This window comes from Micromonospora sediminicola, assembly GCF_900089585.1.
In the GTDB taxonomy this organism is placed as follows: Bacteria; Actinomycetota; Actinomycetes; order Mycobacteriales; family Micromonosporaceae; genus Micromonospora; species Micromonospora sediminicola.
On the sequence record NZ_FLRH01000003.1, the window covers coordinates 4,169,584 to 4,190,070 of the forward strand.

The 20,487-nt window shown below is 76.4% G+C and carries 3 protein-coding genes; all 3 read right to left on the minus strand.

Annotation, left to right across the window (positions count from 1 at the left end; genetic code table 11):
- Positions 1–55: 55 nt before the first annotated feature.
- The 3 genes from GA0070622_RS19285 to GA0070622_RS19295 are packed head-to-tail and all read right to left on the minus strand — an operon-like array spanning position 56 to position 20,381.
- On the minus strand, positions 56–913 hold the full coding sequence (locus GA0070622_RS19285) for a metallophosphoesterase family protein (RefSeq protein ID WP_091577673.1): 858 nt from the start codon (positions 911–913) through the stop codon (positions 56–58).
- Positions 907–14,826 carry a type I polyketide synthase gene (locus GA0070622_RS19290; protein WP_091574880.1) on the minus strand — a complete coding sequence of 4,640 codons (13,920 nt, stop codon included), beginning with the start codon at positions 14,824–14,826 and terminating at the stop codon, positions 907–909. The genes GA0070622_RS19285 and GA0070622_RS19290 overlap by 7 nt, the downstream gene beginning before the upstream one ends.
- A gap of 20 nt (positions 14,827–14,846) precedes the next feature.
- Entirely contained in the window at positions 14,847–20,381 is a 5,535-nt protein-coding gene (locus GA0070622_RS19295) for a type I polyketide synthase (RefSeq protein WP_425412772.1), read from the minus strand.
- Between the last annotated feature and the right edge of the window lie 106 nt (positions 20,382–20,487).

The following is a 20,487-nucleotide window of genomic DNA, read 5'->3' on the forward strand; positions in this document are numbered from 1 at the left end:
ATTCACCTCGCCGGCGGGGTGCCCGGCGTCGGTCGCGACGGTCCCGGCGGGACGGTCAGCGGAGCTGCCCGGCGAGGGTGGGCAGGATCGCCCGGGGCCGTCCGGGCGGGGTGGCGCGGCGGCGCCACTCGCGCGGGTAGCCGACGGACACCTCCTCGAACCGCACCCCGTCGTAGCGGGTGCTGCGCGGGATGTGCAGGTGCCCGTAGACGGCGACGCGGGCCTCGTAGTGCAGGTGCCAGTCGGCGGTGAGGTCGGTGCCGCACCACTGGGCGAACTCGGGGTGCCGCAGGATCCGGGTGGGTTCGCGGACCAGCGGGTAGTGGTTGACCAGCACGGTGGGCAGGCCGCCGCGCTCGGCGTCGAGGCGCCGCTCGGTGCGGATGACCCGGGCCCGGCACCACGCGTCGCGGCTCGGGTACGGGTCGGGGTGCAGCAGGAACTCGTCGGTGCACACCACCCCGGTCTCGTACGCCCGCGCCAGCGCCTGGGCCCGGTTCCAGGTGCCCGGTGGCCGCCACGAGTGGTCGTACCCGACGAACAGCGGCACCACCAGCACCGGGTCGCCGTCGGGGTCCCACACCGGGTACGGGTCCTCGGGTGTGCGCACGCCGAGACGCCGGCACAGGTCCACCAGGTGCCGGTAGCGGGCCTCGCCGCGCAGTTGCACCGGGTCGTCGCGGGGCGTCCACAGCTCGTGGTTGCCGGGTGACCAGACGACCCGGGCGAACCGGTCGGCGAGCAGGCCGAGCACCCACTCGACGTCGTGCAGGTACTCGCCGACGTCGCCGGCGACGATCAGCCAGTCGTCGTCGTGGTCGGGGCGCAGCCCTTCGACCAGCGCGCGGTTCTCCGCGTACCCGACGTGCAGGTCGCTGATGGCGAGCAACCGCCCGCTGCTGCCGGTCACGATTTGCCGAACTCCTGTCGGATGATGGCGAAGATGTCGTCCTCGTCGGCGGCGGCCAGGTCGTCGGCGGGCGGCGGGGTGGTCGGGCCGCCCCGCCAGCGGGCGAGCAGGTCCTCCAGCCGGCGCGTGACGTCCGCGGCGCGCCGGTCGTCGGGCACCGCGTCGAGCAGCCGTGCCAGCCGGTCGATCCCGTCGGTGACCGGGTCGGCGGGGCCGGCGGGCAGCAGTTCCCGGCCCAGGTGCGCGGCGAGCGCCGCCGGGGTGGGGTGGTCGAAGACCAGCGTGGTGGGCAGCGTCAGGCCGGTTCCGGCGGTGAGCCGGTTGCGCAGCTCCACGGCGGTGAGCGAGTCGAAGCCGAGGTCGAGGAAGCCGCGCCCGGCCCGGATCGCGGCCGGGGTGCGGTGCCCGAGCACGGTGGCCGCCGCCGCGCGGACCAGGTCGAGCAGCGTCCGCTCCCGCTCCACCGTGCCGGCCGCGGCGAGCCGGTCGCGCAGCGCCTTCGGCGCGCCCGCGTCGCCCGCCGGCGGCCCGGCCGGGTCGGTGGCGGCCTCGGGAACGCCGGCGAGCAGCGGGCTGGGCCGGCGGGCGGTGAACGACGGGGCGAACCGGTCCCAGGCGACGTCGGCGACGACCACTGTCGTGTCGTCGCGGTCGAGTGCGCTCCCCAGCGCGGTGACCGCGAGGTCCGGGTCGAGGGCGGGCAGCCCGCGCCGGGCGAGCTGGTCGCGCTGCTCGCCCCCGGCCATGCCGCCGCCGGCCCACGGCCCCCAGGCCACGGCGGTGCCGGCGGCGCCGCGCGCGCGGCGGCGGGCCACCAGCCCGTCGAGGTACGCGTTGGCGGCGGCGTAGCCGCCCTGCCCGGCGGAGCCCCACACTCCGGCGATGGAGGAAAAGACCACGAACGCGTCCAGCCCGTCGGGCAGCAACGTGTCGAGGTGGGCCGCGCCGTCGACCTTGGCCCGGAGCACGTCGGCCAGCTCGGTGCCGGTCATGGTGGCCAGCGGGGTGGCCTGGGCGGCGCCGGCGGCGTGCACGACGGCCCGGACCGGATCACCGGCCGCTGCCAGCCCGTTCAGCAGCGCGGCCAACGCGTCCCGGTCCGCCACGTCACACGCGGCCACGCTCACCCGCACTCCCCGCTCCCGCAGCCGCTCCACCAACTCGGTCGCCCCGGGGGCGTCTTCACCGCGCCGGCTGGTCAACACCAGATGCTCCGCACCCGCGCCCGCCGCCCACTCGGCGACCCGACCGCCGAGCGCTCCCGTACCACCGGTCACCAGCACCGTGCCCGCGAACCGGAACTCCCGCCGCACCGGATCCCCGGACGCCCGCACCAACCGCCGCCCGAACACCCCCGACGACCGCACCGCCACCTGATCCTCGACCCCGCCCAACACGGCGCACACCCGCCGGACCGCCGCGTCGTCCACCTCGGCCGGCAGGTCGACCAGACCACCCCAGCGGCCCGGGTCCTCCAGCGCGGCGACCCGGCCGAGGCCCCAGGTGCCGGCGGCGACCGGGTCGACCGGCCGGTCGGACGCGCCGACCGCGACCGCGCCCCGGGTCAGCCACCACACCGGCCCGGACAGGCCGGCGTCCGCGACGGCCTGCACGGTGGCCAGGGCGGCGCCGGGGCCCGCGCCGGCGAGCGCGAGCAGGGACACCACCCCGGCGGCCGCGTCGCCGTCGCGCAGCGCCTTGGCGAGCAGGTCCCGGTCGTCCGCCGGCCCGTGGACCGGCACCGGCCGCACGGTCGCGCCGGCCGTCGTCATCCCGTCGGTCACGGCCGCGACCACCGCGTCGTCGATCCCGGTGTACGGCACGAGCAGCAACCACGTGCCGGCCAGCGCCGGCGTGGTCGTCTCCGGTACGGGCTGCCAGTCGACGCGGTACCGCCAGGCGTCGGCGGTGGCGCGTCGCCGGCCGGCCCGCCGCCACCGGGCGAGCGCCGGCAGCAGGTCGGCGACGGGCTGGTCGGTGCGGAACCGGGGGTCGAGCGGGGTGAGGTCGGCCCGTTCGACGGCGGCCCAGAAGCCGTCGTCGGCCGCCTCCGCGGTGCCGCCCACCGGGCCGTCCTGGTCGATCAGCCAGTAGCGCCGGTGCTGGAAGGCGTAGGTGGGCAGGTCGACGGTGGCGGGCCGGCGGCCGTCGACGGTGTACCAGGCTGTCCAGTCGACGGGGGTGCCGGTGACATGCAGCCGCGCGAGGGCGGTGGTCAGCGCGGTCACCTCGTCCTGGTCCCGGCGCAGCGCCGGAACCAGGGTGACAGTCCGGTCGGCGGGCACGTCGGCGGCCATCGCGGTCAGGGTGGCCTCCGGTCCGACCTCCAGGAGGGTGGTCACGCCGAGGTCGTGCAGCGTGGCCACGCCGTCGGCGAAGCGGACCGCCTCCCGGACGTGCCGCACCCAGTACTCCGGTGTTGCGATGTCGTCGGGCTCGGCGAGCCGCCCGGTCAGGTTGGACACGATCGGCAGCGTCGGCGTCCGCCAGTCCAGGTCGACGATCGCGGCCCGGAACCCGTCCAGCATCGGCTCCATCAGACGCGAGTGGAACGCGTGACTCACCGCCAACCGCTTCACCCGCCACCCCCGGGCGGCGCACTCCCCCGCCACCCGGTCCAGGTCAGCGACGGCACCGGACAGCACCACCGAGGACGGGCCGTTCACCGCCGCGATGTCCACCGCGTCGACGGGAGCGGACGCCCGTCGAGCGGCCCCGCCCAACCGGAGCAGCTCGTGGACCTGATCCTCCGGCGCCCCGACCGCCAACATCCCACCGCCGGACGGCAGCGCCTGCATCAGCGACCCGCGCGCCGCGACCAACGCGCACGCATCGTCCAGGGTCAGGACCCCGGCCACGTGCGCGGCGGTCACCTCACCGATCGAATGCCCCGCCACGAAGTCCGCGCCGACCCCCCACGACGACAGAAGCTCCCACAACGCCACCTCGACCGCGAACAACCCGGCCTGCGCGTAGACCGTCCGGTCCAGCAGCTCCCCGCCCTCGAACACCACCTTCCCCAACGGTCTGTCGAGCCGACCGTCGAACAGCGCACACACCCGGTCGAACGCGTCCGCGAACACCGGGAACGCGGCGTACAGCTCGCGGCCCATGCCGGCGCGCTGCGACCCCTGACCGGTGAACACCACCGCCCGCCGACCGGAGGCCACCTCCCCGGTCACCACACCCGGCGCCGTCCCGCCCTCGGCCAGGGCGGACAGCCCGGCCAGCAACACCTCCCGGTCCACGCCGACCACCGCGGCCCGATGCTCCAGCGCCGCACGGCCGGTCGCCAGGGACCAGCCGACCTCGACCGGCGACACGTCCGCACGCTCCCGGAGGTGGTCGGCCAGCCGGGCCGCCTGGGCGGCCAGGGCCTCCGTCGATCGCGCCGACACCACCCACGGGACGGCCGTGCCCGGCGCGCCGGCCCGGTCGCCGTCGCCGGCCGGCTCGGGTGCTTCGAGGATCACGTGGGCGTTGGTGCCGGAGATGCCGAACGAGGACACCGCCGCGCGGCGGGGCCGGTCCACCGCCGGCCACGGCCGCGCGGACGTGACCAGGTCGACCGCGCCGGCCGACCAGTCCACCTTCGACGACGGCCGGTCGACGTGCAGGGTGGCCGGGACGAGGCCGTGCCGCAGCGCGAGGACCGCCTTGATGACACCGGCCGCGCCGGCGGCGGCCTGGACGTGGCCGATGTTGGACTTGATCGAGGAGAGCAGCAGCGGCGTGCCGGCGCGCTCCTGCCCATACGTGGCCAGCAGCGCCTGCGCCTCGATCGGATCACCGAGCGTGGTGCCGGTGCCGTGCGCCTCCACCACGTCCACGTCGGCCGCGGACAGCCCGGCGTTCGCCAGCGCCGCGCGGATGACGCGCTGCTGCGCCGGCCCGTTGGGGGCGGTGAGCCCGTTCGACGCGCCGTCGGAGTTCACCGCCGAGCCGCGCAGCACGGCGAGGATCCGCCGGCCGTCGCGGCGGGCGTCGGAGAGACGCTGCACCAGCAGCACGCCGACGCCCTCACCCCAGCCGGTGCCGTCGGCGCCCTCGGCGAACGACCGGCACCGCCCGTCGGCGGCGAGGCCACCCTGCCGGGAGAACTCGACGAAGGTGGCCGGTGAGGCCATCACGGTCACGCCACCGGCGAGCGCGAGCGTGCACTCGCCGCTGCGCAGCGACTGGGCGGCCAGGTGCAGCGCGACCAGCGACGACGAGCACGCCGAGTCCACGGTCAGCGCGGGCCCCTCGAAGCCGAGCGTGTACGCGACCCGACCGGAGAGCACGCTGGTGGCGGTGCCGGTGAGCAGGTGCCCGCCGACCTCCTGGTCGCGGCCCATCGCCGTCGAGGCGTACCCCTGGAAGCCGGCGCCGGCGAAGACGCCGACGCGTTCCCCGCGGAGCCGGGCGGGGTCGATGCCGGCGTTTTCGACCGCCTCCCAGGCGGCTTCGAGCAGCAGCCGTTGCTGCGGGTCCATGGCGAGGGCCTCGCGTGGGGAGATGCCGAAGAAGTCGGCGTCGAAGGCGCCCGCGTCGTAGACGAATCCGCCCTGCCGGGGGAACGAGGTGTCGGTGAGCCGGCCGGCGAGGAACCGGTCCCAGCCCCGGTCGAGGGGGAAGTCGGAGATGCCGTCGCGTCCGGCCGCGAGCAGGTCCCACAGCTCGTCGGGGTTGGTGACGCCGCCGGGCAGGCGGCAGGCCATGCCGACGACCACGATCGGGTCGTCGTCGACCGCGACGCGGGCCGCCGGTCCGTCCGCCGCCGCCGGCTCGCCGGTCAGCGTGGCGGCGAGGTGGGCGGCGAGGGCCGCCGGGGTCGGCTGGTCGAACACGACCGTGCTGGGCAGCGCCAGACCGGTCTCGGTGGTGAGCCGGTTGCGCAGCTCGACGGCGGTCAGCGAGTCGAAGCCCTGCCGTTGGAACGCACGGTCGGCGGCCACCGCGTCGGCGCTCGGGTGGCCGAGCACGGCCGCGGCCTGGGCGCGGACCAGGTCGAGCAGGTGACCGTCGCGCCGGCTCGGGGTGAGGGCGGCGAGCCGGCGGGCGAGCGGGGTGCTCCGCTCGTCGGGCGCGACCGGTGCGGGTCGGGCCTCGGGCAGGTCGTCCAGCAGCGGGCTGGACCGCAGGGCGGTGAACGTGGCGGCGAACCGGTCCCAGGCGACGTCGGCGACGACCACCGTCGTGTCGTCACGGTCGAGCACGCGGTGCAGCGCGGTGACCGCGAGGTCCGGGTCCATCGCGGGCAGGCCGCGCCGGGCCAGCGCCTCCCGCGCCTCGCCCCGCGCGGCCATGCCGCCGCCGGCCCACGGCCCCCAGGCCACGGCGGTGCCGGCGGCGCCGCGCGCGCGGCGGCGGGCCACCAGCGCGTCGGCGTACGCGTTGGCGGCGGCGTAGCCGGCCTGGCCGGCGGAGCCCCACACTCCGGCGATGGAGGTGAACACCACGAACGCGTCCAGCCCGTCGGGCAGCAACGCGTCGAGGTGGGCGGCGCCGTCGACCTTGGCGCGCAGCACGTCCCGCAGTTCGGCGGTGGTGACGTCGGCGAGCGGGGTGAACTGCGGCGCGCCGGCGGCGTGCACGACCGCCCGGACCCGGTCGCCCTGGTCGGCCAGCCCGTCCAGCAGCGCGGCCAACGCGTCCCGGTCCGCCACGTCACACGCGGCCACGCTCACCCGCACACCGCGCTCCCGCAGCCGCTCCACCAACTCGGTCGCCCCGGGGGCGTCTTCACCGCGCCGGCTGGTCAACACCAGATGCTCCGCACCCGCGCCCGCCGCCCACTCGGCAACCCGACCGCCGAGCGCTCCCGTACCACCGGTCACCAGCACCGTCCCGGCGAACCGGAACTCCCGCCGCACCGGATCCCCGAACGCCCGCACCAACCGCCGCCCGAACACCCCCGACGACCGCACCGCCACCTGATCCTCGACCCCGCCCAACACGGCGCACACCCGCCGGACCGCCGCGTCGTCCACCTCGGCCGGCAGGTCGACCAGACCACCCCAGCGGCCCGGGTCCTCCAGCGCGGCCACCCGGCCGAGGCCCCAGGTCGCCGCCGCGGCGGGCTCGGCGGGGGTGTCCGTGGCGCTGACGGCCACGGCGTTGCGGGTCAGCCACCACAGCCGTCCACCGATACCGCTGTCGGTGTGGGCCTGCGCGACCGTCAGCGCCGTCTCCGGGGCCGCGTCGAGCAGCGACAGCACCCCGGCGACGGCACCGCCGACGGCGGCGGCGCGGAGCCGGTCGGCGAGGTCCTGCCGGTCGGTGGCACCGTCGAGGGTCACCGGCACGACGTGGGCGCCGTACCCGGTCATCCGGTCGACCAGCGGGAGGTCGCTCCGGCCGGGCCCGGCCAGCACCAGCCACGTCCCGGTCAGGGCCGGCCGGGGTACGGAGGTGAGCGGCCGCCACCGCACCCGGTAGCGCCACGAGTCGGCGGCGGCGTGCTCCCGTCCCGTGCGCCGCCAGCGCGCCAGCGCCGGCAGCAGGTCCCGCAGCGGCTGGTCCGGGGTGAGCCGCAGCTCGGCGCCGAGGCCGCTGAGGTCCTCCTGCTCGACGGCCGCCCAGAACCGGTCGTCGAGGTCGGTGCCGGTTCGTGCCGTGGGTGTGGGCTCCGGCCAGTACCGGGTGCGCTGGAAGGCATAGGTGGGCAGGCCCACGGTGGCGGGCCGGTGGCCGTCGACGGTGTACCAGGCTGTCCAGTCGACGGGGGTGCCTGTGACATGCAGCCGCGCGAGGGCGGTGGTCAGCGCGGTCACCTCGTCCTGGTCGCGTCGTAGAGCCGGAACCAGGGTGACGGTCCGGTCGGCGGGCACGTCGGCGGCCATCGCGGTCAGCGTGGCGTCCGGACCCACCTCCAGGAGGGTGGTCACGCCGAGGTCGTGCAGCGTGGCCACGCCGTCGGCGAAGCGCACCGCCTCCCGCACGTGCCGCACCCAGTACTCCGGGCCCGCGATCTCGTCAGGGTCGGCGAGCCGCCCGGTCACGTTCGACACGATCGGCAGCGTCGGCGACCGCCAGTCCAGGCCCGCGATCGCGGCCCGGAACCCGTCCAGCATCGGCTCCATCAGACGCGAGTGGAACGCGTGACTCACCGCCAACCGCTTCACCCGCCAACCCCGCTCGACGCACTCCCCCGCCACCCGGTCCAGATCCACCAGAGCGCCCGACAGCACCACCGACGACGGGCCGTTCACCGCCGCGATGTCGACGCCGCCGGCCGGATCCGCGTCGCCCACGACTGACCCGGCGACGGCACCCTCGGCTCCCCGCAGCCGCTCACCCGCCGAGCCGGCGGAGCCCGCCGTGGCGTCACCTGACCGCAGCAGCGCCCGAACCTGGTCTTCGGACGCGCCGACCGCGAGCATCCCGCCGCCCGTGGGCAGCGCCTGCATCAACGCACCGCGCGCCGCCACCAACGCACACGCGTCATCCAGCGACAGCACCCCCACCACATGCGCGGCGGTCACCTCACCGATCGAATGCCCCGCGAGATAGTCGACTCGCACGCCCCACGACCACAGCAACTCCCACAGGGCGACCTCGACCGCGAACAACCCGGCCTGCGCGAACACCGTCCGATCCAGCAGGTCCCCGCCGTCGAACACCACCTCCCGCAACGACCGGTCCAGCCGACCCTCGAACAGCGCACACACCCGGTCGAACGCCGCCGCGAACACCGGGAACGCCTCGTACAACTCCCGACCCATCCCGGCGCGCTGCGAGCCCTGACCGGTGAACACCACCGCCCGCCGACCCGACACCACCTCACCCGACACCACACCCGGCGCCGACCCGCCCTCGGCCAGCGCGGACAGGCCCGCCAGCAACGCGTCCCGGTCCGCGCCCAGCACGGTCGCGCGGTGCTCCATCGCGGTCCGGGTGGCGAGCAGGGACCAGCCGACCTCGGCCGGCGGGAGGTGGTCGTTGGACCGCAGGTGGTCGGCCAGCCGCGCGGCCTGGTCCGCGAGGGCGGGGGCCGTCCGGGCCGAGAGCAGCCACGGCGTGAGCGGGAACGAACCCGATGTCGGCGTCGGCCGGGGCACGGTCGGCTCGGGTGCTTCGAGGATCACGTGGGCATTCGTGCCGGAAATGCCGAACGACGACACCGCCGCCCGACGAGGCCGGTCCACCGCCGGCCACGGCCGCGCCGACGTCACCAGCTCCACCGCCCCGGCCGACCAGTCCACCTTCGACGAGGGCGCGTCCACGTGCAGCGTCGGCGGCACCACCCCGTGCCGCATCGCGAGGACCATCTTGACCAGACCGGCCACGCCGGCGGCCGCCTGGGTGTGGCCGAGATTCGACTTCACCGACCCGAGCAGCAGCGGCGTGGCCCGCTCCTGCCCGTACGTGGCCAGCAGCGCCTGCGCCTCGATCGGATCACCCAACGTGGTGCCGGTGCCGTGCGCCTCCACCACGTCCACGTCGGACGGGGACAACCCGGCGTTCGCCAGCGCCGCCCGGATGACGCGCTGCTGCGCCGGCCCGTTCGGCGCGGTCAGTCCGTTCGACGCGCCGTCGGAGTTGATCGCGGAGCCGGCCACCACGGCGAGGATCCGCCGGCCGTCACGGCGGGCGTCGGAGAGACGCTGCACCAGCAACACCCCGACGCCCTCACCCCAGCCGGTGCCGTCCGCGCCCTCGGCGAACGACCGGCACCGCCCGTCGGCGGCGAGGCCGCCCTGCCGGGAGAACTCGACGAACGCGCCGGGGGTCGCCATCACGGTCACGCCACCGGCCAGGGCCAGGTCGCACTCCCCGGCGCGCAGCGACTGGGCGGCCAGGTGCAGCGCCACCAGCGAGGAGGAGCAGGCGGTGTCCACGGTCACCGCCGGCCCTTCGAAGCCGAACGCGTACGACACCCGGCCGGAGAGCACGCTGGCGGAGGCGCCGGTGGCGCCGTAGCCGGCGAGGTGTTCGCCGCCGTAGCGGATGAGGTGGTCGAAGTCCTGCCCGTTGGTGCCGGCGAAGACACCGACGCGCCGGCCGGCCAGGCCGGCCGGGTCGATCCGGGCGTCCTCGATCGCCGCCCAGGCGGTCTCCAGCAGCAGCCGCTGCTGCGGGTCCATGGCGACCGCCTCGCGGGGCGAGATGCCGAAGAAGTGGGCGTCGAACGCGGCGGCGTCGGCCAGGAACGCGCCGCGGGTCACGTCGGGTGGCAGCGCGCCCAGGTCCCAGTGCCGGTCGGTCGGCAGGTCGGACATGGTGTCGACGCCGTCGGCGAGCAGCCGCCAGAACGCGTCCGGGGAGTCCGCCCCGCCGGGGAATCGGCACGCCACGCCGACGACGGCGATCGGGTCGTCGTCGACGGGACGTACCGGTGCGTCGGCGGTGGCGACCGACCCGCCGGACAGTTCGGTCACGAGGTGGGCGGCCAGGGCCTCGGGGTTGGGATGGTCGAAGGCGAGCGTGGCCGGCAGGGTGAGGCCGGTGGCGGCGGCGAGCCGGTTGCGCAGTTCGACGGCGCTGAGCGAGGTGAAGCCGAGGTCGCGGAACGCGCGCCGGGGCGGCACCGCGTCGGCGTCGTCGTGGCCGAGCACGGCGGCGATCTCGGCGCGGACCAGGTCGCCGAGCGTGTCCCGCCGCTCGGCCGGGGTGAGTGCGGCCAGCCGTCCGCGCAGCGTGGTGGCCCGGTCGGTGCCGGCGACGGCCGGCGCGCTCAGCAGGTCGCGGATCAGCGGGTCGGGCCGGGGGCCGGCGGTGGCGGCGATCCGGTCCCAGTCGGCGTCGGCGACGACGACGTGCGTCTCGTCCCGGTCCAACGCCCGGTGCAGGGCACGGACGGCGCGGGCGGGGTCCATGGCCCGGACACCGCCGCGCGCCATCCGACGCTCGAACTCGCCGGCGCTGACCCCGCCGTCGGCCCAGAGTCCCCAGCCGAGGGAGGTGGCGGGCAGCCCGTCGGCGCGGCGGCGCCGGGCGAGCCCGTCGAGCCAGGCGTTGCCGGGCGCGTAGTTGCCCTGCCCGGGTCCGGCCATGGTGCCGGCGAGGGAGGAGAAGAGCACGAACGCGGTCAGGTCGTTCTCGCGGGTCAGCTCGTCGAGGTGGCGGGCGGCGTCGACCTTGGCCCGCAGCGCGGTGGCCAACCGGTCGACGGTGAGCGCGTCGGTGACGGTGTCGTCCAGGGCGGCGGCGGTGTGCACGACGGTGCGCAGCGGGGCGTCGGCGGGGACGGTCGCGAGCAGGTCGCGTACCGCGTCGCGGTCGGCGGCGTCGCAGGCCGCGACCGTGACCCGGGTGCCGTGCGCGGTCAGCTCGTCGACCAGGTCGGCGGCGCCGGGGGCGTCGGGTCCGCGCCGGCTGACCAGCAGGAGGTGGTCGACGCCGGCGGCGGCCAGGGCCCGGGCGACGTGGGCGCCGAGCGCGCCGGTGCCGCCGGTGACCAGCGCGGTGCCACGCGGCGTCCAGCTCCGCCCGGCGCCGGCCGGCCGTCCGGCCCGGACCAACCGCCGGGCGTACGCCCCGGTGCCACGTACCGCGAGTTGGTCCTCGGCCGGGTCGCCGTCGAGCAGTCGGCGCACCCAGGTCGCGGCGCGCGGGTCGGCCGTCGGGGGCAGGTCGACGAGCCCACCCCAGCGGTGCGGGTGTTCGGCGCGCAGTGCGCCGCCGAGGCCCCAGAGCAGCGCTTGGTCGGGGTCGACCGCCGTGTCGTCGGGGTCGGCGGCGACGGCGGCGCGGGTGGCGACCCAGAGCCGCGCGGCGGCGCCGGTGTCGCCGAGCGCCTGGGCGAGCGTGACGGTGTCGGCGAGCCCCACCGGCACGGAGGGGCTGTCCGGGTGTGTGCCGGACGTCAGGCCGAGCAGGGACAGCACGGCGCCGGTGGCGGCGAGCGCGCCGAGGTCGCGGGCGAGGTCGCCGCGGCCGTGGCCGGCGGGCACGGTCAGTGTCCGGACGCCGGGCCCGGCCAGCGCGTCGGCCCACTGCCGGGCCGGTCCGTCCGCCCCTTCCGGTACGACGAGCAGCAGGTCGCCGTCGTCCGCGCGACCGGTCTCGGCGAGCGGTTGCCAGGTGACCCGGTAGTGCCAGGAGTCGAGGGTGGCGTCGTCCTCCTGGCGGCGGCGCCAGGCGGAGAGGGCGGGGAGCACGGTGGCGAGGGGCGCGTCGGGGTCGACGGCGAGCGCGGTGGCCAGGCCGTCCACGTCCTCGTCGTCGACGACCCTCCAGAACGCGGCGTCGTCCGGGTCCGCGTCGGGGTGGCGGGTGCGGGCGTCGAGCCAGTAGCGCCGGTGGTGGAAGGCATAGGTGGGCAGGTCCACGGTGGCGGGCCGGTCGCCGTCCACGGCGTACCAGGCTGTCCAGTCGACGGGGGTGCCGGTGACATGCAGCCGCGCGAGGGCGGTGGTCAGCGCGGTCACCTCGTCCTGGTCCCGGCGCAGCGCCGGAACCAGAGTGACGGTCCGGTCGGCGGGGACGTCGGCGGCCATCGCGGTCAGGGTGGCGTCCGGCCCGACCTCCAGGAACGTGCTCACCCCGAGGTCGTGCAGCGTGGCCACGCCGTCGGCGAAGCGCACCGCCTCGCGGACGTGCCGCACCCAGTACTCCGGTGTCGCGATCTCGTCAGGGTCGGCGAGCCGCCCGGTCACGTTCGACACGATCGGCAGCGTCGGCGACCGCCAGTCCAGGCCGACGATCGCGGCCCGGAACCCGTCCAGCATCGGCTCCATCAGACGCGAGTGGAACGCGTGACTCACCGCCAACCGCTTGGCCCGCCACCCCCGGGCGGCGCACTCCCCCGCGATCCGATCCAGGTCAGCGACCGCGCCGGACAGCACCACCGACGACGGACCGTTCACCGCCGCCACATCGACGCCGCCCGCGAGCTGCCGAACCTGGTCCTCCGACGCGCCGACCGCGAGCATCCCGCCGCCGGCCGGCAGCGCCTGCATCAACGACCCCCGCGCCGCCACCAACGCGACCGCGTCGTCCAGCGACAGCGCCCCCGCCACATGCGCGGCGGTCACCTCACCGATCGAATGCCCGGCGAGATAGTCGACTCGCACGCCCCACGACGACAGCACCTCCCACAGGGCGACCTCGACCGCGAACAGCCCGGCCTGCGCGTAGACGGTCCGGTCCAGCAGGTCCCCGCCGTCGAACACCACCTCCCGCAACGGCCGATCGAGGCGGCCCCCGAACGCGGCGCACACCCGGTCGAACGCCGCCGCGAACACCGGAAACGCCTCGTACAACCCCCGGCCCATCCCGGCGCGCTGCGAACCCTGACCGGTGAACAGCACCGCCCGCCGACCCGACACCACCTCGCCGGTCACCAGACCGGCGGCGGACCTGCCCTCCGCGAGGGCCGACAACCCGGCCAGCAACGCGTCCCGGTCCGCACCCACCACCGCCGCGCGATGCTCCAACGCGGCGCGGGTCGTCGCCAGGGACCAGCCCACCTCGACCGGTGACACGTCGTTCCGGTCCCGCAGGTGGTCGACCAGCCGGGCCGCCTGGTTCACGAGCGCCGCCGCCGAACGCGCCGACACCACCCACGGCAGGACCGGCGGTGCCATGCCCACGGCCGCGTCGTCCGCGACCGGCTCGGGCGCCTCCAGGATCACGTGGGCGTTGGTGCCGGAGATGCCGAACGACGACACCGCCGCCCGACGAGGCCGATCGGTCGCCGGCCACGGCCGCGCCGACGTCACCAGCTCCACCGCCCCGGCCGACCAGTCCACCTTCGACGACGGCGCGTCCACGTGCAGCGTCGGCGGCACCACCCCGTGCCGCATCGCCAGGACCATCTTGACGATCCCGGCCACACCGGCGGCGGCCTGCGTGTGGCCGAGATTCGACTTCACCGAGCCGAGCAGCAGCGGCGTGGACCGGTCCTGCCCGTACGTGGCCAGCAGCGCCTGCGCCTCGATCGGATCACCCAACGTGGTGCCGGTCCCGTGCGCCTCCACCACGTCCACCTCGACCGGCGACAGCCGCGCCGAGGCGAGGGCCGCCCGGATCACCCGCTGCTGCGCCGGCCCGTTCGGCGCGGTGAGCCCGTTCGACGCCCCGTCCTGGTTGACCGCCGAGCCGCGTACCACGGCGAGGACGCGGTGGCCGTGCCGGCGGGCGTCGGAGAGGCGTTCCAGGAGCAGCACGCCGACGCCCTCGGACCAGCCGGTGCCGTCGGCGCCCTCGGCGAACGACTTGCACCGGCCGTCGGGGGCCAGGCCACGTTGCCGGCTGAAGTCGACGAACGTCTCCAGCGTGGTCATCACGGTGACGCCACCGGCGAGCGCGAGAACGGACTCGCCGGCGCGCAGCGACCGCACGGCCAGGTGCAGCGCGACCAACGAGGACGAGCAGGCGGTGTCGACGGTGAGCGCCGGGCCCTCCAGGCCGAGGGTGTAGGCGACCCGGCCGGACAGGACGCTGCTGGCGGTGCCGCCGCCGATGAAACCGTCCAGGGTGTCCGGGACGTCGTCGAGGTTCGCCGCGTAGTTGTGGTACATCATGCCGGCGAAGACACCGACCCGGCTGCCGCGCAACGACAGCGGGTCCATCCGGGCGTCCTCGATCGCCGCCCAGGACGCCTCGAGCATGAGCCGCTGCTGCGGGTCCATCGCCAGCGCCTCGTACGGGGAGATGGTGAACAGCTCCGGGTCGAAGTTCCCGGCGTCGTGCAGGAAGCCGCCCTCCCGGGCGTACGTGCTGCCCCGCCGCTCCCCGGTCGGGTCGTACGCCCGCTCGGTGTCCCAGCCCCGGTCGGTGGGGAACCCGGTGATGCCGTCGCCGCCGGCGGCCACCAGGTCCCACAACTCCTGCGGCGACCGGACACCGCCGGGGTAGCGGCAGCTCATCCCGACGATCGCGATCGGCTCGTGGTCCTTGGCGTCGGCGGCCCTCAGCCGTTCGCTGGTCTCGTGCAGGTCGGCGGTGACGCGCTTGAGGTACTCACGGAGCTTGGCTTCGTTCGCCATCGGGATTCACCTGTCGCGGGTCAGGACCGGCCGAAGCGGCTGTCGATGAAGTCGAACAGTTCGTCGTCGCTGGCGTCGTCGAGGGTGGCGGCGACCTCGCCGCCGTCGCCGTCCCAGCGGGTGAGCAGGGCCCGCAGGCGCGCCGCCACGGCGGTGCGGGTCTCCTCGTCGGCGGTCAGCTCGGCGAGGGTGTCGGCCGGGGTGGCGGCGAACGCCGCCTCGAGGCGGTCCAGCTCGTCGAGGAGGGTGGGCGCGGCCGGGGCCGGGCCGAGCCGCGTCAGCAGGTGCCCGGTGAGGGCGGCCGGGGTGGGGTGGTCGAAGACCAGCGTGGCCGGCAGCGCGAGACCGGTCCGGGTGGTGAGCCGGTTACGCAGGTCGACCGCGGTGAGGGAGTCGAAGCCGAGTTCGGTGAAGGAGCGCTCGGGGCCGACCGCCGCCGCCGAGGCGTACCCGAGCACGTCGGCGACCTGGCCGGCGACCAGCTCGGCGACCAGGCGGGCCCGATCCTCGGCGGACGCCCCGGCGAGCCGGTCGCGCAGGCCGCCGCCGGCGGCGGCGACGCGGCGCGCGGGCCCGCCGGCGAGGCCGTGCAGCGGCGCCGGCAGCTGGTCGCGGCCGATGCGGGTACGCAGCGTCGCCAGGTCGAGGTGGACGGGGAGCAGCAGCGGACGCCGGCCGCGCCGGCTGGCGTCGAGGAGGGCGAGCGCCCGGTCGGTGGTGAGCGCGACGATGCCCTGGCGGGTGAGGCGGTCCCGGCCGGCGGCGCCCAGGTCCCGGGTCATCCCGCCGGCTTCGGCCCACGGTCCCCAGGCCAGCGAGGTGGCGGCGAGTCCGGCGGCGCGCCGCTGGTGGGCGAGACCGTCGAGGAAGGCGTTGGCGGCCGCGTAGTTGCCCTGCCCGGGCGCGCCGAGCGGGCCGGCGATCGAGGAGAAGAGCACGAACATGGGCAGGTCGAGGTGGCGGGTGAGGTCGTGCAGGTGCCAGGCGGCGTCGGCCTTGGGCCGCAGCACGGCGTCGACCCGCTCCGGGGTGAGCGCGGTGACCACCGCGTCGTCGAGCGTGCCGGCGGCGTGCACCACACCGGCGAGCGGGTGTTCGGCGGGGACGCCGGCGAGCAGGTCGGCCAGCTGCGCGCGGTCGGCCACGTCGGCGGCGGCCAGGCGGGCCCGGGCGCCGAGGCGGGTGAGGTCGGCGAGCAGGTCCGCGGCGCCGGGCGCGTCCGCGCCGCGGCGGCCGACCAGCAGCAGGTGGCGGACCTTGTGGTGAGTGACGAGGTGCCGGGCGACGAGGCCACCGAGCGCCCCGGTGGCGCCGGTGACCAGCACCGTCCCGTCGGGGACGAGGTCGACGGCGCCGGTCGGGTCGGGTTCGGCCGGGGCGAGGCGCGGCACGAGCAGCCGGCCGTCGCGAAGCGCGACCTGCGGCTCGTCGACGGCGAGCGCGCGGCCCAGCAGCTCGGGGTCGTCGCCGTCGAGGTCGGCGAGGATGAGCCGGCCGGGGTGTTCGAGCTGCGCGGCGCGCACCAGCCCCCACACGGCGGCGCCGGCCAGGTCGGCGACCGTTCCGTCGGCGGGTACCGCGCCCCGGGTGCACACCACGAGCCGGCGGCCGGCGAACCGGTCGTCGGCGAGCCATTCCTGGAGCAGGGCGAGCGTGGTGGCCAGCCGGGCGCGGGTGGCGGCGAGCGGGTCGCCCGCCGGGGCGTCGTCGACGGGTGCGAGCACCAACCGGGCGTCGTCGTCCAGCGCGGCCAGGCCGGCCGCCGGGTCCAGCGGCACGATCCCGGTGGCCGGTCGGGCCGGCAGCGGCACCGGGTTCCAGCGCAGGTCGTAGAGGGGCAGGTCGGCGGCGCCGGCGTCGAGCTGTTCGGCGGCCAGCGGTCGGGACACCAGGGAGTCGACGCGGGCCACCGGCGCGCCGGTGGCGTCGGCGAGGGTCAGCGCGGTGGCGGGGCCGCTGCGGGTGAGGCGTACCCGCAGGTGGGTGGCGCCCTCGGCGGCGAGGCGGACGCCGCTCCACGCCCACGGCAGGCGGGCCCCGGCGTCGTCGGTGCTGGCGTCGTGGTCGGTGAGGCCGACGACGTGCAGCGCGGCGTCGAGCAGCGCCGGGTGCAGCGCGTACCCGGCGGTGTCGGCGTCGTCGGGCAGTTCCACCTCCGCGGCGGCCCCGTCGGGGGTACGCCAGGCGGCGCGCAGCCCCCGGAACGTGGGCCCGTGTTCGACGCCGAGGTCGCGCAGGCGGGCGTAGACCGGTTCGACCGGCACGGGGATGGCGTCGGGTGGCGGCCATCCGGTCAGCGGTTCGGCGGTCTCGCCGGCGCCGGGGGCGAGGATCCCGTCGGCGTGGGCGGTCCAGTCGGCGTGCGGGTCGTCGGCGGGCCGGGAGTGGACGGTGATGCGACGCCGTCCCTGCTCGTCGGCGGCGGCCAGGTGCAGTTGGAGGGCCCGGGCGCCGTCGTCGGGCAGCACGAGTGGCGCGGCGAGGGTCAGTTCCTCGACGGTGTCGCAGGCGGCCTGCGCGCCGGCGTGCAGGGCCAGTTCGACGAGCGCGGTGCCGGGGACGACGATCCGGCCGCGGACCACGTGGTCGGCGAGCCAGGGCTGGGTACGCACGGACAGCCGGCCGCCGTGGACGCGGACGTCGCCGGTGGCGGTGACGAGCGCGGTGTCGAGCAGCGGGTGTCCGGTGGCGTGGGCGCCCAGGCCGGCGGTGTCGTGTCCGGAGGCGCGGGCGTCGATCCAGTACCGCTGGTGCTGGAAGGCGTAGGTGGGCAGGTCGACGGTGGCGGGCCGGCGGCCGTCGACGCTGTACCAGGCGGCCCAGTCGACGGCGGTGCCGGTGACGTGCAGCCGAGCCAGTGCGGTGAGCAGCGCCAGCGGTTCGCTCTGGTCCCTGCGCAGCGCCGGAACCAGGGTGACAGTCCGGTCGGCGGGCACGTCGGCGGCCATCGCGGTGAGCGTGGCGTCCGGGCCGACCTCCAGGACCGTGGTCACGCCGAGGTCGTGCAGGGTGGTGACGCCGTCGGCGAAGCGGACCGCCTCCCGCACGTGCCGCACCCAGTAGTCCGGGCCCGCGATCTCCGTCGGGTCGGCCACCCGGCCGGTCACGTTGGACACGACCGGCAGGCTCGGTGCCCGCCAGTCCAGGTCGGCGATCGCGGCGCGGAACCCGTCCAGCATCGGCTCCATCAGGCGTGAGTGGAAGCCGTGGCTCACCGCGAGCCGCTTCACCCGCCACCCCTGGGTGAAGCACTCCCCCGCGATCCGGTCCAGGTCCGGCACCGCGCCGGACAGCACCACCGACGACGGGCCGTTCACCGCCGCGACGTCCACCGTCACCGAGGACGCGGAAGCCGACGGCGTGGCCCCGGCGGACGCCGCGTCCCCGCCGAGCCCGAGCAGCTCGCGGACCTGCGTCTCGGACGCGCCGACCGCCAGCATCCCACCGCCGGACGGCAGCGCCTGCATCAACGACCCCCGCGCGGCCACCAGCGTGACCGCGTCGTCCAGCGACAACACCCCCGCCACATGCGCGGCGGTCACCTCACCGATCGAATGCCCCGCCACGAAGTCCGCGCCGACCCCCCACGACGACAGAAGCTCCCACAACGCCACCTCGACCGCGAACAACCCGGCCTGCGCGTAGACCGTCCGGTCCAGCAGCTCCCCGCCCTCGAACACCACCTCCCGCAACGACCGGTCCAGCCGACCCTCGAACAGCGCACACACCCGGTCGAACGCGTCCGCGAACACCGGGAACGCGGCGTACAACTCCCGACCCATCCCAGCGCGCTGCGACCCCTGACCGGTGAACACCACCGCCCGCCGACCGGAGGCCACCTCCCCGGTCACCACACCCGGCGCCGTCCCGCCCTCGGCCAGGGCGGACAGCCCGGCCAGCAACACCTCCCGGTCCACGCCGACCACCGCGGCCCGATGCTCCAGCGCCGCACGGCCGGTCGCCAGGGACCAGCCCACCTCGACCGGCGACACGTCCGCACGCTCCCGGAGGTGGCCGGCCAGCCGGGCCGCCTGGGCGGCGAGTGCCGGAGCCGAGCGCGCCGACACCACCCACGACAGGACCGGCGGTGCCGTGCCCACGGCCGCGTCGTCCGCGACCGGCTCGGGCGCCTCCAGGATCACGTGGGCGTTGGTGCCGGAGATGCTGAACGAGGACACGGCGGCCCGCCGGGGCCGGTCGACCGCCGCCGGCCAGGGCCGCGCCGACGTGGCCAGCTCCACCGCTCCCGCCGACCAGTCCACCTTGGACGACGGCGCGTCGACGTGCAGCGTCGCCGGGACCGTGCCGTGCCGCATGGCCTGGACCATCTTGATCACACCGGCCACGCCGGCGGCGGTCTGGACGTGGCCGATGTTCGACTTCACCGAGCCGAGCAGCAGCGGCGTGGACCGGTCCTGCCCGTACGTGGCCAGCAGCGCCTGCGCCTCGATCGGGTCACCGAGCGTGGTGCCGGTGCCGTGCGCCTCCACCACGTCCACCTCCGCGGCGGAGAGCCGGGCGTCGGCGAGCGCGGCCCGGATCACCCGCTGCTGCGACGGCCCGTTCGGCGCGGTGAGCCCGTTCGACGCCCCGTCGGAGTTGACCGCCGAGCCGCGTACCACCGCCAGGACGCGGTGGCCGTGCCGGTGGGCGTCGGCGAGGCGCTCGACCAGGAGCACGCCGACGCCCTCGCCGAGGGCGGTGCCGTCGGCGGCGTCGGCGAACGCCCGGCACCGGGCGCCGCGGGAGAGGTTGTTCTGCCGGGTGAAGTCCACGAAGATCGACGGCGTGGGCAGCACGGTCACGCCGCCGGCCAGGGCCAGGTCGGACTCGCCCGACCGCAGCGACCGCACGGCCAGGTGCAGCGCGACCAGCGACGACGAGCAGGCGGTGTCCAGCGTGACGGCCGGCCCCTCGAAACCGAGCGCGTAGGACACCCGGCCGGAGCTGACGCTGCCGGCGCTGCCCAGGCCGAGGTAGTCGGCGACGCCGTCGGGCACGTCGGCGGCGCCGGCGGCGTAGTCGGCGTGGGTGAGGCCGGCGAAGACACCGACCCGCCCGCCGCGCAGCGCGGTGGGATCCACGCCGGCGGCCTCGAACGCCTCCCAGGACACCTCCAGCAGCAGCCGCTGCTGCGGGTCCATGGCGAGGGCCTCCCGGGGGGAGATGGCGAAGAACGCCGGGTCGAAGTCGGCGGCGTCGGCCAGGAAGCCGCCCTCCCGCACGCACGAGGTGCCGGGGCGTTCCCGGTCCGGGTCGTAGAGGGTGGCCAGGTCCCAGCCCCGGTCGTCGGGGAACGGGCCGATCGCGTCGCCGCCGGCGGCGACCAGGTCCCAGAGCGCGTCCGGCGAGCCGATCCCGCCGGGAAAGCGGCACGCCATGCCGACCACGGCGATCGGCTCGTGGGCGGAGTCCTCGACGTCGCGGAGCCGTTGCCGGGTCCGCCGCAGGTCGGTGGTGACCCTCTTCAGATACTCCCGGAGCTTCTCTTCGGTGTCCATCAACCTGGCCCTTGGTCGGCGGGGACCGGCCGTTGTCCGGCGCGCACACGTCATCCGGGAGCCACGGGTCCCCTCTGCGGGGAAGCTATGGCGTCGCGCTGAGCTGCGACAACCCCTAACTGGTCCGGCCGGTCGGCTAGGGGTGGCCGGGCCGGCGGCG

Excerpts from the sequence above, each read along its gene's own strand:
- GA0070622_RS19290 (WP_091574880.1), bottom strand. The coding sequence starts at position 14,826 with ATGGCGAACGAAGCCAAGCTCCGTGAGTACCTCAAGCGCGTCACCGCC.
- GA0070622_RS19295 (WP_425412772.1), bottom strand. The coding sequence starts at position 20,381 with ATGACGTGTGCGCGCCGGACAACGGCCGGTCCCCGCCGACCAAGGGCC.